Source organism: Streptomyces sp. NPDC020597, from assembly GCF_044335095.1.
In the GTDB taxonomy this organism is placed as follows: domain Bacteria; phylum Actinomycetota; class Actinomycetes; order Streptomycetales; family Streptomycetaceae; genus Streptomyces.
Genome location: NZ_JBIRUL010000020.1, coordinates 37,922 through 50,542 on the forward strand (window position 1 = coordinate 37,922; position 12,621 = coordinate 50,542).

The following is a 12,621-nucleotide window of genomic DNA, read 5'->3' on the forward strand; positions in this document are numbered from 1 at the left end:
GTCCGCGGACTGCGGACCCACGGACGGCTCTCAGTCGGTCACACCCGCGGTCTGAGGCTCGCGGACCGGAAGCGGCGAGCGCACGGGCTCGTCCGCGGGGCCTTCGACTGACACGTTCGGCAGTGCCTTGTCCAGGCGGCGGGGCAGCCACCAGTTGGCCGCTCCGCACAGGTGCATGAGCGCGGGCACGAGGACCATGCGGATCAGCAGGGCGTCGACGGCGACGGCCACCGCCAGGCTGACGCCGAACTCGGCGATGACCCGCATGCCGCCGAAGACGAAGGAGCCGAAGACGCAGACCATGATGGTGGCGGCGACGGCGATCACCTTGCCGGTCTCGGCCTGCCCGACCCGGACCGCCCGGCGGCTGTCGCCGGTGTGGGCCCATTCCTCGCGCATCCGGCTGACCAGGAACACCTGGTAGTCCATGGAAAGGCCGAACATGATGCCGACGACCAGGATCGGCACGAACGACTCGATCGGTCCGCCCGCGCCGAGGCCGAGGGCCCCCGCGCCGAAGCCGTACTGGAAGACCACGACGATGGCGCCGAAGGCCACGCCGATGCTGAGGACGTTGAGCAGCGCGCCCACGGCCGGGATGAGCAGGCTGCGAAAGGCGATCGTCAGCAGCAGGAAGCCGAGTACGGCGATCACCAGCACGAACAGCGGGAGTTTGGACATCAGCACCGACGCGAAGTCGTCGTTGCTCGCGGTGACGCCGCCCACGTACACCTTCATGGAGGTGCCCTGCTCGGCCGGCGGGATCACCTTGTCACGCAGGCGGTGGATCAGGTCGGAGGTGGCCGCGGACTGGGGCGAGGTCGTCGGGACGACGGAGATCACCCCGACCGTCTGCCCCTCCCTCATGGGGGCCGCGAAGGCGCGCGCGACGCCGTCGGCCTTCCCGAGCGCGGTGACCAGCTTCGCCTCGGCCGCCCTGTCGGCGGCGGTGGGTGCCTGAACGGCGAGGACGAGCGGCCCGTTGAAGCCGGGTCCGAACCCTTCCGCGATCATGTCGTAGGCCTGGCGGTTCGTCGAGGCGGCGGGAAGGTTGCCGTCGTCGGACGCTCCCAGGCGCAGCGAGAGCGTGGGGAAGGCGAGCGCGACCAGCACGGCGAGGGCGACGAGCGCCAGCGCCCTGGGCCGCGCCTGGACCTGTTCGGCCCACCGGGTCCACAGTCCCGGCCGCCGGGAGGGCCGCCGGACCTCCCCGGTGAGTTCCCTGCGTTCCCGGCGGCCGAGGACCCGGGGGCCGATCATGCCGAGCAGCGCGGGCAGCAGAGTGACGGCGGCCAGCACGGTCAGGACGACGGTGACGGCGGCGCCGACGGCCATGCCGTTGATGATGCCGACGTTCAGGGTGAGCATGCCGAGCAGGGCGACGACGACGGTGAGGCCGGCGAACAGCACGGCGCGGCCGGACGTGTCGAGGGACTTGGCGATCGACTCGGGGACGGTCATGCCCGCCGTCAGGTTGGCGCGGTGCCGGTTGACGATGAACAGGGCGTAGTCGATGCCCACTCCGAGGCCGATCAGCGACCCGAGGGTGAGCGTGGTGTCGGAGAGGGTGATGACGTGGCTGAGCAGGATCACCGCCACCGCGGAGGTGCCGACGCCCACGACGGCCGTGATGATGGGCAGCGCGGCCACCCACACCGCCCTGAAGACGAACAGGAGCACGACGAAGGCGAGCGCGATGCCCATGGCGTCGGCGATCGGGTTCGGCTCCGGGTTGACGGTGAACGCCTGCCCGTTGAGCGCGATGTGCAGCTTCTCCGAGGCCGGCTCGGTGGCGAGGTCCTTCACGTGGTCGACCTGGGCGTCCGCCACCTCCCCGGCGAAGGCGACCGTGGCGTACGCGGTTCTGCCGTCCTCGCTGATCTGCCCCCTGCCCGCCGCTGTGTAGGGGCTGCTCACCGAGGCGACGCCGGGCGCGGCGGCGATCTCCTTCAGCGTGTCGGTCATGGCCTGCTCGGCGGCGGGCTCGGTGACCCGGCCGCCGTCGTTCAGCTGCCAGACGACCCGTCCGCTCTTACCCGCCGCGCTGTCGGCGCTCTGCTGCAGCAGGGCCGTCGCCCTGGCCGAGTCGGTGTCCTGTGAGGTCGGGCTGTTGCCGAAAGCGCTGCCGGCCGCACCGACCCCGGCTCCCAGGGCGAGCAGCAAACCCACCCATACCAGGACGACGGCGAGCCGGTGCCGATGGCACCAGCGGGCAAGAGAGGACATCGACGGGCCTTTCAAGGGGTGCGTCACGCGATCGGGCCGGCGGTTTCGGCCCACTCTCACGTTCGCAGTCCCGCGATCTCCCGTCGTTGGGCGTACGCAGACACTTGCGTCTGCTGCGAGCGCAGTAGACGGGGTGCGGAACGGTGTGCGCTCAGGCTCCGCGCAGGGCCGTCTCCAGGTGGCGCGCCCAGCGCAGGGCGGCCGCCGCGCACTCCTGCGTCCTCGGCTGAACGCGCCGTCGCGGGCCGACGACCTGGACGGCGGCGACGACCTCGTCGCTGAAGTCGCGGACCGGCACGGCGACGGAGTACAGGTGGGGCTCGGCCTCCTCGTCGACGATCGAGTAACCGCGTCGGCGTGTCTCCTCCAGCCGGCGGAGGAAGTCGTCCAGGCCGGTCGGTGTGTTGGGGCCGTGACCGACGAACTCCGTGCGGGCGAAGACCGCGGCCACCTCGTCGTCGTCGGCGTCGCTGAGCAGGGCCTGGCCGCAGTCGCTGCAGTACGCGGGGAAGGGGCGGCCGATCCACGAGCCGAGCTGCCGGCTGCCGGGCGGCACCCGCTCGGCGATGGTGACGGTGGTGTCGCCGACCAGGACGCCGAGGTAGCAGCTCTCCCCGGTCTCGGCGGCCATGCCCTCCAGGGCGGTGAGCCCGTCCGTGCGCAGACGGTGGGCCGTGAGGTCGCGCGCCGCTGCGTAGAGGCGCCAGTGCGGTGCGACCCCGCCCGAGGCGTCGTCGCGGACGGCGAACTCCTCGGCGGTCATGGCGGTGAGCATCCGGGACAGCTGGCTGCGGTCGCGGTCCATCCGACGGGCCAGCTCCGAGACGGTCACGGCGGTGTCGTGCCGCCGGCCGTCGGCCGTGGCGCGGGCCAGCGCGGACAGGGCGTCGAGCCCCTTCGTCACGCTCGAGTCCACGTGCTCCTCCGCCCTGCCGACGTGCGCCTGCGCGGGGCCGCCCCCGTGATCGTCGGTCCGCACTGTACCGCCGCTCCCGGGCGATCACGGCATGTGCGGCCATGTCACCGAACCGGCTGGACCCGCCCGCCCGGCCGGTACCTCGTCGGTCGCGTCGGGCGTCACCTGGATGCGTGGACACCGAGCCACGTGAGCCGGGCCGGCGAGGAACCGGCGCCGGGAGAAATCGCGGAACTTGACGGCGGATCATGGCCGTTGCTCTCTGGTGGCGGCCGCTCTCACCGTGTAGCGTCGCTCTCAGATGTCGTGGTTGGCAGTACCTGCCCGCGCTGCGCGCGGGCGTTTTGCTGTGCAGTGCCGGACCAAGGCGATCACCTCCGGGGCCGCGCGGTGCGGTGCCCGACATTGACTGGGAGGCACCAGCATGGCCAGCGGAACTGTGAAGTGGTTCAACTCCGAGAAGGGCTTCGGCTTCATCGCCCAGGACGGCGGCGGACCGGACGTCTTCGCCCACTACTCCAACATCAACGCCTCCGGCTTCCGTGAGCTCCAGGAAGGCCAGGCGGTCACCTTCGACATCACCCAGGGCCAGAAGGGCCCGCAGGCGGAGAACATCACCCCCGCCTGACCCTCGCACGGCTGTCAGGTCCCGGAGCGCTTCCCGCTCCGGGACCTGATCCATGTCCGGCCCCCGCGCGCCGCCCCACCAGCGTCCCTGCGCGACGGACGCCGTCCCGTGCGCGGCTGTCGCGCATGACGCACGCCATCCGGGCAATGCGCCTGGTGTGACACGTGTGGGAATCGTCGTTCTGACCCTCTTGACCGCCCTCGGGACCGTGGCCGCGGCGATCATGGCCTCCCCCTACTGGTGGTGCGCGGCCCTCCCGCTCACGCTCCTGGGCGCGCTGGGAGCCCGGGACCTGCTGCAGCGCAGGCACTCGGTGCTGCGCAACTATCCCGTCCTCGGCCACGCCCGCTTCCTCCTGGAGCGCATACGCCCGGAGTTGCAGCAGTACTTCATCGAGCGGAACTACGACGGACGCCCCTTCGACAGGGACGTGCGCAGCATCGTCTACGAGCGCGCCAAGGGCACCGACGCGGAGGAGCCGTTCGGCACCGAGCGGGACGTGTACCAGCCCGGTCACGAGTTCCTGGTCCCGTCGATGGCCCCGTGCCCGGTGCCGGACACACCGCCGCGCGCGCGGATCGGCGGCCCGCACTGCACCCGGCCCTACGACATGGCCCTGCTGAACGTCTCGGCGATGAGCTTCGGCTCACTGTCCGCCAACGCCGTGCTCGCACTCAACGGGGGCGCGGCGGCCGGAGGCTTCGCCCACGACACCGGCGAAGGCGGACTCTCCGAGTACCACCTCCGTCCGGGCGGCGACCTCGTCTGGGAGATCGGCACCGGCTACTTCGGCTGCCGTACCGAGAAGGGCGATTTCGACGCCGCCGAGTTCGCCGACAAGGCCGCGCACGACCACGTGAAGTGCGTGTCCCTGAAACTGTCGCAGGGAGCGAAGCCCGGCATCGGCGGAGTCCTGCCCGGACCCAAGGTGAACGCCGAGATCGCCCGGGTCCGCGAGGTGCCCGAGGGCCGGACGGTCATCTCACCGCCGTACCACCGGGTGTTCTCCACTCCCCGCGAACTCGTGCGTTTCATCGCCCGCATGCGCGAGTCGTCCGGCGGCAAGCCGGCCGGCTTCAAACTGTGCGTGGGCTCGCGCCGGCAGTTCCTGGCCGTGTGCAAGGCCATGCTGGAGGAGGGCACGGCGCCCGACTTCATCGTGGTGGACGGCGCCGAGGGAGGGACCGGCGCGGCGCCGCTGGAGTTCGCCGACCATGTGGGCACTCCGCTCACCGAGGGTCTGCTCACCGTGCACAACGCCCTCGTGGGGACGGGACTGCGCGACCAGGTGCGGATCGGAGCGAGCGGCAAGATCGCCACCGGCGCCGACCTGGTCAAACGCCTGGTGCAGGGCGCCGACTACGGCAACGCCGCCCGGGCCATGATGTTCGCCGTCGGCTGCATCCAGGCCCAGCGGTGCCACACCAACACCTGCCCCACCGGCGTCACCACCCAAGACCCCCGCCGCGCCCGCGCCCTCGACGTCCCCGACAAGACGGCGCGCGTCCGGCGCTTCCAGGAGGCGACCGTCGCGAGCGCCCTGCAGATCATGGCGTCCATGGGCGTCACCGACCCCGCCGACCTTCGCCCCCACATGCTCCGCCGGCGCGTCGACCCCAGCACCGAGCGCTCCTTCGAGGAGCTGTACGAGTGGCTCGCGCCCGGACAGCTCCTCGCCGAGCCGCCCGCCTCCTGGGCCGCCGACTGGCGGGCCGCCGACCCCGACCGCTTCACCGTCTGAACCGGAGGACCCACATGACCCGTACCGTCGCCCGTGTCATCGTCGACGCGCTCAGCGAGCTCGGAGTGCGCCAGGTGTTCGGCGTCGTGGGGGACGCCCTCAACCCCGTCACCGACGCCATCCGCACCACCGACGGCCTCGAGTGGGTCGGCTGCCGCCACGAGGAGGCGGCGGCGTTCGCCGCCGGCGCCCAGTCACAGCTCACCGGCACGCTCGGCGTGTGCATGGGCACCGTCGGACCCGGCTCCGTCCACCTCCTCAACGGGCTGTACGACGCGGCCAAGAGCCACGCGCCGGTCCTGGCGATCGCCGGTCAGGTACCGCTCGCCGAACTCGGCAGCGACTACTTCCAGGAAGTCGACAACGACGCCCTTTTCAGCGACGTCGCCGTCTTCCGCGCGACCATCACCTCCCCCGATCAGCTGCCCCGGATGCTGGAGACGGCCGTGCGTCACGCGGTGGGACGCAAGGGCGTCGCCGTCCTCACCGTGCCGGGCGACCTGGGCGAGCGGCACCTGCCCTCCGACCGGCCGGCCCGCTTCTCCCTGAACCCGCCGCTGAGCCGGCCCGACGCGGCGGCCGTGCGCCGCGCCGCTGAACTCCTCGACCGGTCCGAACGGGTCACCCTCCTCGTCGGTGAAGGCGCCCGGGCCGCACGCGAGGACGTCCTCGCCCTCGCCGACCGGCTGGCAGCGCCGATGGTGCTCACCCTGAAGGCCAAGGCGGGCTTCGAGGGAGACGACAACCCCTACCAGGTCGGCCAGACGGGCCTCATCGGCAACCCCGCCGCCGCGGCGGCCCTCCAGGACGCGGACACCCTCCTGCTGCTCGGCACCGACTTCCCCTACCGGGACTGGTATCCCGAGGGCCGGACCGTGATCCAGATCGACACCGAGGCCGCGCACATCGGGCGCCGCGTACCGGTCGACGTCGGACTCGTGGGGGACACCGGCGCCGGCGTGCGCGACCTCCTGGACCACCTCACCGCGGCGCCCGCCGGATCGGAAGGAGCGCGCGAGCGCTCCCATCTGGAGAAGGCACGCGAACGCTTCGACCAGTGGCGCACCGGGCAGGCCCGACTCGCCGACCCCGACCACGACAAGGGAGTCGTGGGCCGCATCCGGTCCGCACTGGACAACCGTGCCCACGACATCCGCCCCGAGGCGCTGGCCGCCGCCGTCGACCGGATCGCGTCCGACGACGCCGTCTTCACCTCCGACACCGGCATGGCCACGGTGTGGCTTTCGCGCTTCGTCGAGATGCGCGGCGGGCGACGCCTCATCGGCTCCTACAACCTCGGCTCGATGGCCAACGCCATGCCCCAGGCGCTCGGCGCCCAGTGCCTGGACCGCGAGCGCCAGGTCGTGGCGTTCTGCGGCGACGGCGGACTCAGCATGCTGCTCGGCGATCTGATGACCCTGAAGACGTATCGCCTTCCCGTCAAACTCGTCGTGTTCGACAACCGTCGGCTCGGCATGGTGAAACTCGAACAGGAGCAGGCCGGCCTGCCCGAGTTCGGCACCGTGCTCGACAACCCCGACTTCGCCGCCGTGGCGCAGGCCATGGGCATCACCGGCATCCGGGTGACCGACCCGGCCGACCTGGACAGCGCCGTGCGGCGCGCCTTCAGCACTGCGGGACCGGTCCTGCTGGACGTCCTCACCAACCCCGACGAGATCGCCGTCCCGGCCAAGCCGACGGTCGAACAGGGCTGGGGGTTCGCGGTAGCCAAGGTGAAGGAGGTCGTCCGAAGCCACGGAGAGCCGGACGGCGACTGACGGAAGTTCCAGGAATGCCGGCGGGCGTCGGGGGTACACGCGTGATTGCCGGACGACGGACCGGCGACAGGAAACGATCGATGGGGAGGGCACCATGCCGGCGACGACGACCGTGCAGACCGCTGAACGGACAGTGGACGTACCGGAGATCGCAGACCCTTCCAAGGTCGCGCCGAAGGACGCGCGGAGGTTGTCGAAGCTGTTCTTCGACCAGCTCGCGGTGCTGGAGGAGGGCACGCCGGAGTACCAGTACGCGCGGAACACGCTGATCGAGATGAACATGTCGCTGGTGCGGTTCGCGGCCGGCCGGTTCCGCAGTCGGGGGCCGGAGGAGATGGAGGACATCGTCCAGGTCGGCATGATCGGTCTGATCAAGGCGATCGACCGGTTCGAGCTGACGCGTGAGGTCGAGTTCACGTCGTTCGCCGTTCCGTACATCGTGGGAGAGATCAAGCGGTTCTTCCGGGACACCACGTGGGCGGTCCATGTGCCGCGCCGGCTGCAGGAGGCGCGTGTGCAGCTCGCCCGCGCCAAGGAGGAACTGCGCAGCCGCCTCGGCCGTACGCCCACCACGAAGGAACTCTCCGAGCTGATGAGCCTGCCGGAGCACGAGGTCGTCGAGGCCCAGCTGGCCTCCAACGGCTACACGTCGGCGTCCCTGGACGCGGCGATCAGCGGCAGCGAGGACGGCGAGGCCGCGCTGGCGGACTTCATCGGTGACGAGGACGCCGCCCTGGGTCTGATCGAGGACTTCCACGCGCTCGCCCCGATGATCGCCGAACTCGACGAACGCGACCGCAAGATCATCCACTGGCGGTTCGTGGAGGAGCTCACCCAGGCCCAGATCGGCGAACGCCTCGGCGTCTCGCAGATGCACGTCTCCCGGCTGATCTCCCGTCTGCTGACCCGGCTGCGCGAGGGCATGCTCAGCACCGCCTGAACGGGCGGGGGCCTCGCAGCGGGACGGCCGGACAGCGGCGGGCTGCCGTACCTTTGGCCCATGACGGACAACAGGGGACCCGGGCCGGTGGCCCGATGAGCGGCTGGTGGGCCTATCTGGAGGAACAGACCCGCCGGGAGGTCGACGCCGAGGTGCTGCGCGATCGCCAGATCACGGCGATCAAGGTCGTCCTGGAGGCCCTGCGACCGCTGGAACTGGATCTGCTGGAGGCGCAGAAGGTCGTTCACGCGCGCTACGCGGCCCTCGGCGACCGCGTGCGGTACCGGCCGCCCGATCCGCTCGACACCCCCACACTCGCGGCCCGCGCCGCGTCGCTGCCGGGCCGGGTGGTGGCGGTCGAGGCTTTGTGGGACGGCGACACCGTCCACGACTGGTTCGTGGTGCTGGTCGCCGTCCTGGACGACGACCAGCGCGGGGAAGCCGATCTGGCCTTCGTCCACCACCGCCGTGGCGGCCCCCCTCCGGGCGAGGCGGCCGCCGCGGCGGGCCGTGCCCTGGCCGACCTCCTCGGGGTGCCGTTCCACTTCCCCTCTCCGGACGTCCCCGACGACGAGGCCCCACGCTGGCGGACCGTCCGGCCGCCGCCCGGAAAGCGGTGACCCACCGGCGGTCGTCACCGGCATGCGCGCGGACCGTCCGGTCGGCCGGTCCGCGCGCATGCCGGTGACTCGGCCGGCCGGCTCAACCGCCGATCTCGGCGATGATTTTCGCCGCGACCTGCGCCGCCGCCCGCCCGCCGCCGGCCTCGTCGGCGCCCGCCGTGGAGGGCAGCCCCTCGACGCGGACGGCCACGGCGATGCGCCGTCCGCCGGACGCCTGAGCGTGACCGATGAACCACGAGGAGGCCGAGTCGCCCCCACCGCCGGGGACCCATCCCGTCTGTCCGCCGCTCCCCAGCGCCGCCCGCAACGCCTCGGCGGTGCCACGGGAGACGGCCTGCACGGGGGCGCCGCCGCGGTCCGCGGGCGGTCGGGCGGTGCCGTCCGCGTTCGTCACCCGCTCCACCAACGACGGGGGAACGAGCCGCCCGTCGTTCGCGACCGCTGCCGCGACCCGGGCCATCTCCAGCACGGTCGCGCGCACGTCCCCGGCTCCGATCCCCGCCAATGCCGCCGCCGGGGCCGACGTGCCGGCACCGGGACAGCTGCTCTCGGCGACCCGCAGGGGCACGTCGAGTGTGTCGTCGTCGAAGCCGAACTTCCGCGCCACGGAGCGGAGTCGGTCCTGCCCGAGGTCGGCGGCCAACTTGGTGAACACATTGGCGCACGAGTGTCGCAGCGCCACTCTGATCGAGGCGTTCACGCACGCCGGCGACGCGCCGGTCACCCGCGTCGTCGACAGGGGCAGGACGTAGCCGAGAGGGCTCGCGGTCGCCTCGTCGACCGACGCGTAGAGCCCCTGGTCGAGGGCGGCCGCCGCGACGACGACGCTGAAGGTCGCCCCCGGCGCGTCGGGCTGCCGCAGGGCACGGTTCAGCATCGGCGAACGGGCGTCGGCGTTGACCGACTTCCACGCCTGCGCGTCCTTCGTCGACCGGCCGCTGAACGTCGCCGGGTCGTAGGAAGGCGTGCTCACGAGCGCGAGCAGTTTCCCGGACTCCGCGTCGAGCGCCACCGCGGCGCCCCGCCGGTCGCCCAGCGCGGCGAACGCGGCCTTCTGGACAGCGGGTTCGATGGTCGTCGCGACGTCGCCCGGGGCGGCGCCGGACGAGGACGCGGCGCCGAGGACGTCTTCGTACACCCGCTCCAGGCCGGACCCGCCGAACGCCATCGACCGAAAGCCCGTGACCGGAGCGTAGAGAGCGCCCTCGGTGTAGGTACGCCGGTAGGGGACCTTCGCGAGGCCGGTGGGCTGTGAACCGGTGACGGCTTTCCCGCCGACCAGGATGTCGCCCAGCCCGCGCCTCGAGGAAGCCGGAGAGGAAGCCTTCGCCGAGGACGTGCCCGAGGACGTGCCCGAGGACGGGCCCGGGGCGCCGTCGGAGGGCGCGTCCTGGGTGCAGCCGCTCGTCACGGTGGCCAGAGCGATGAGGATCCCCGAGACGCGAAGCGCCCCTCCCGTGGTCGTGTGCATGGCCGCATCTTAGAGAACCGGCCCGAGGGCAGGGGTGGTTGTGCACAGAAGGTCCGCTCCTGCCGCCTTCGTGTCACCATCTACCCAGTGCGCCCCGTGCGATGGGGGCGGGGGGCGAGGAGCGGCGTTCGTGGACACGGTCGTGCAGGGCATCCCACAGCCCGAGGATGTGTGGAGATTCGCCGTCAACGGCGTGTTCGGACCGGGCGTCGCCGTCACCGCCTACCTGTTGTACGTCCTGGTGACGGCGTGGCTGGGCACCATCAGGTCGACCGTGACGCTGGCCCGCCGTCTGGGCGGGGCGGCCCGTGACGCCCAGGACCGGCTGGTGGAGATGTCCGCGACGCAGGTCACCGCGGCCGTGGGGCTGTCGCTGCTGCTCCTGCTGGTGGTGTGCGGCTGGCTGGCAGGCGTGCTCGTCATCGGGAACCTGATCGCCTTCGCCTACCAGAAGTCCGGGCACTCGTTCCTCGAGCTTCAGACGCGGGATGCCGCGTCGCTCGTGGACTGGCTGCAGTGGAACACCTTCACCAAGGGTTACTTCATCGCGGCGCTGGCGGTGCTGGTGATCGCCGTCGTCCGCCGGGAGACCACCAACCTGCGCTTTCTCGCCTTCCTGATCGGCGTGCCGACCATGCCGTGGGGTCTGTCCATCGCCGTCCTCACGGTCTTCGAGATCATCCTGGGCTGCTTCGCGTGGCTGGGCACGGGGGACTACTCGGCCGGAGCCGGCTTCACCTGGCATCTGGTCTTCGCCGGCATCGTGGCCGCGTACCTCGGCGCGTGCGTCGTCGCCCTGCGCGCCGCCAGGAGCCTGGGCCGCCTGTGGCTCTCCCGGACGTAGGCCGCTCAGGCGGCCCGTCCGGCGTGCAGGGAGTTCAGCAGCGCGGCTCCGTGTTCGGCGTCGTCCACGCTCACGGCGAACTCCCCGCCCTTCGAGAGCTGTATGACGAGGCATTCTCCGCCGCGTACCAGCATGGTGGAGCCCGGGCCGCCGAGCCGGTAGCCCCAGCCGCCGACCTGTCCGGGCCCGCGGCGCTCGACCCGCGCCCCCTCGACGTCGTCCACGGTCCAGTGCCGTGCCGGCCGGTCGAAGGGCCCGAAGGCGACGGTCAGACCGGTCTCGTCGACCCGTGCCCGCACCGTCGCGCAGCCGCCGACCAGCACGCAGGCCAGGGCGAACGGAACTGCCGCCAGGAGGAACGGAAGTCCCGTGAGGCCGGCGAGCACCGACGTCACGACGGCGATCCCGAGCATCCCGGTCAGGGCGGCCAGCGCATGCAGCCAGGCGTTCGAGGCGCGGCCGGACCACGAGTCCCGCTGTCCGGCGGACATCCCCGGAGCCGAGCCGGCGGCCGCGGGCCGGGCCCCGGTCCGCTCCTGACGCGCGGCCAGGAAGCCGGCCGTTCCGACGACGGTCGCCGCGACCAGGACGCCCACGACACCCGTCGTCACCGATCCCGCCTCGTGCCAGTCACCGTGGCCCAGATTCGCCCGGACGACCGACGCCTGCCCGCCCAGCAGCGTCACGCCGCCGAAGCCGAGACCCGCGACCGCCCAGCCGGGCACCCTGCCCCCGGACCCCGCCCGGCGCGCGCTCAGCACGACGACCAACGCCGCAACACCCCAGATCAGCGCTGGGAACAGGGCCGCGGCCCACAGCGGCATGGAGCCGTCGGGCCGGCCCGAACCCTGCCAGTGGGTGGCGACCCGGTCCGGGAGCCTGCTGCCCGCAGCCAAGGGCAATGCCACCAGCAGGGTCAGGACACCGATGCCCCAACCGGCCACCCACACCACAGCGCTCCTGCGCGCCCGTCCGCTCACCGATCCCCCTGATCGTGTCCGGGGCGCATACGCCCCGTCTCCGTCGACGCCGGCGGCCTTCAGGGCCGATCGGGCGCGGACGGGACGGGCGTCGCCTGGTGGAAGTACATGCGCCAGCCCGTCTCCGTCAGCCGCCACAAGGAGCTCCGCCAGGCCCGCCGCCCCTGGTTGTCACTGAAGTACGTCAGATGAACCACGCCGGGAGCAAGAACGACTCCGGCCATCTCGTCGACCTGCACCGGGGATTGCGACGACACCGTCCCCGCACTGGTGACCGAGAGGACGGACCGCGCGTCCCAGCGGCGTCCCGAAGCACCGAACTCGGTGAACTCCGGATCCAGCAGCTCCGACACGAGGGCCGGAGAAGCCCGCACCTCGGGATCGAGCAGCCGCAGTTCGGCGTCGACGGCCTCTTGTACGGCACGCCCGCTTTCGCTCTCGTCGGTCATGACCGAACCCTACGCAAGGGCCGAC

At 72.0% G+C, this 12,621-nt stretch carries 11 protein-coding genes; 6 read left to right on the top strand and 5 right to left on the bottom strand.

All coding sequences use genetic code 11. From position 1 onward, the window contains the following. Positions 1-30: 30 nt before the first annotated feature. Positions 31-2,226: an MMPL family transporter gene (locus ACH4ZA_RS28525; protein ID WP_398432236.1), complete on the bottom strand. Its 2,196-nt coding sequence runs from the start codon at positions 2,224-2,226 to the stop codon at positions 31-33. A gap of 151 nt (positions 2,227-2,377) precedes the next feature. Next, the gene (locus tag ACH4ZA_RS28530) at positions 2,378-3,205 is read right to left on the bottom strand and encodes an IclR family transcriptional regulator (protein WP_398432237.1); all 828 of its coding nucleotides are present in this window, start codon (positions 3,203-3,205) and stop codon (positions 2,378-2,380) included. Positions 3,206-3,566: 361 nt separating this feature from the next. On the opposite strand from ACH4ZA_RS28530, the gene ACH4ZA_RS28535 reads away from it, so the two are divergent. The 5 genes from ACH4ZA_RS28535 to ACH4ZA_RS28555 all read left to right on the top strand — a co-directional run bounded on the left by ACH4ZA_RS28535 (position 3,567) and on the right by ACH4ZA_RS28555 (position 8,849). Further along, positions 3,567-3,770, top strand: a complete 204-nt coding sequence (locus ACH4ZA_RS28535; protein WP_059190954.1) for a cold-shock protein — start codon at positions 3,567-3,569, stop codon at positions 3,768-3,770. 157 nt (positions 3,771-3,927) lie between these two features. Beyond that, positions 3,928-5,511, top strand: coding sequence for an FMN-binding glutamate synthase family protein (locus ACH4ZA_RS28540; RefSeq protein ID WP_398432238.1), 1,584 nt, complete (start codon positions 3,928-3,930; stop codon positions 5,509-5,511). A gap of 14 nt (positions 5,512-5,525) precedes the next feature. Next, positions 5,526-7,289, top strand: coding sequence for a thiamine pyrophosphate-dependent enzyme (locus ACH4ZA_RS28545; RefSeq protein ID WP_398432239.1), 1,764 nt, complete (start codon positions 5,526-5,528; stop codon positions 7,287-7,289). Between the two features lie 94 nt (positions 7,290-7,383). Further along, on the top strand, positions 7,384-8,229 hold the full coding sequence (locus ACH4ZA_RS28550; protein WP_398432240.1) for an RNA polymerase sigma factor SigF: 846 nt from the start codon (positions 7,384-7,386) through the stop codon (positions 8,227-8,229). A 95-nt stretch (positions 8,230-8,324) separates the two neighbouring features. Next, on the top strand, positions 8,325-8,849 hold the full coding sequence (locus ACH4ZA_RS28555) for a hypothetical protein (RefSeq protein ID WP_398432241.1): 525 nt from the start codon (positions 8,325-8,327) through the stop codon (positions 8,847-8,849). Between the two features lie 82 nt (positions 8,850-8,931). Here ACH4ZA_RS28555 and ACH4ZA_RS28560 read toward each other — a convergent pair whose 3' ends face one another. Continuing rightward, positions 8,932-10,323 (bottom strand): penicillin-binding transpeptidase domain-containing protein, encoded by a 1,392-nt coding sequence (locus tag ACH4ZA_RS28560; protein ID WP_398432242.1) that lies wholly within the window; start codon positions 10,321-10,323, stop codon positions 8,932-8,934. Positions 10,324-10,453: 130 nt separating this feature from the next. Here ACH4ZA_RS28560 and ACH4ZA_RS28565 point away from each other — a divergent pair, with 130 nt between their 5' ends. Beyond that, complete coding sequence (locus ACH4ZA_RS28565) at positions 10,454-11,167, top strand: hypothetical protein (RefSeq protein ID WP_398432243.1); 714 nt, start codon at positions 10,454-10,456, stop codon at positions 11,165-11,167. A 5-nt stretch (positions 11,168-11,172) separates the two neighbouring features. Here ACH4ZA_RS28565 and ACH4ZA_RS28570 read toward each other — a convergent pair whose 3' ends face one another. Together ACH4ZA_RS28570 and ACH4ZA_RS28575 are read right to left on the bottom strand one after the other, a co-directional pair. After that, positions 11,173-12,147: a DUF1648 domain-containing protein gene (locus ACH4ZA_RS28570; RefSeq protein WP_398432244.1), complete on the bottom strand. Its 975-nt coding sequence runs from the start codon at positions 12,145-12,147 to the stop codon at positions 11,173-11,175. A gap of 59 nt (positions 12,148-12,206) precedes the next feature. Beyond that, positions 12,207-12,596: a DUF4440 domain-containing protein gene (locus ACH4ZA_RS28575; RefSeq protein ID WP_398432245.1), complete on the bottom strand. Its 390-nt coding sequence runs from the start codon at positions 12,594-12,596 to the stop codon at positions 12,207-12,209. Positions 12,597-12,621 lie beyond the last annotated feature (25 nt).

What these genes read in the sequence shown, in the direction of transcription:
- ACH4ZA_RS28535 (WP_059190954.1), top strand. Translation starts at nt 3,567, where the DNA reads ATGGCCAGCGGAACTGTGAAGTGGTTCAACTCCGAGAAGGGCTTCGGC.
- ACH4ZA_RS28560 (WP_398432242.1), bottom strand. Translation starts at nt 10,323, where the DNA reads ATGCACACGACCACGGGAGGGGCGCTTCGCGTCTCGGGGATCCTCATC.
- ACH4ZA_RS28545 (WP_398432239.1), top strand. Translation starts at nt 5,526, where the DNA reads ATGACCCGTACCGTCGCCCGTGTCATCGTCGACGCGCTCAGCGAGCTC.
- ACH4ZA_RS28555 (WP_398432241.1), top strand. Translation starts at nt 8,325, where the DNA reads ATGAGCGGCTGGTGGGCCTATCTGGAGGAACAGACCCGCCGGGAGGTC.
- ACH4ZA_RS28575 (WP_398432245.1), bottom strand. Translation starts at nt 12,596, where the DNA reads ATGACCGACGAGAGCGAAAGCGGGCGTGCCGTACAAGAGGCCGTCGAC.
- ACH4ZA_RS28525 (WP_398432236.1), bottom strand. Translation starts at nt 2,226, where the DNA reads ATGTCCTCTCTTGCCCGCTGGTGCCATCGGCACCGGCTCGCCGTCGTC.
- ACH4ZA_RS28550 (WP_398432240.1), top strand. Translation starts at nt 7,384, where the DNA reads ATGCCGGCGACGACGACCGTGCAGACCGCTGAACGGACAGTGGACGTA.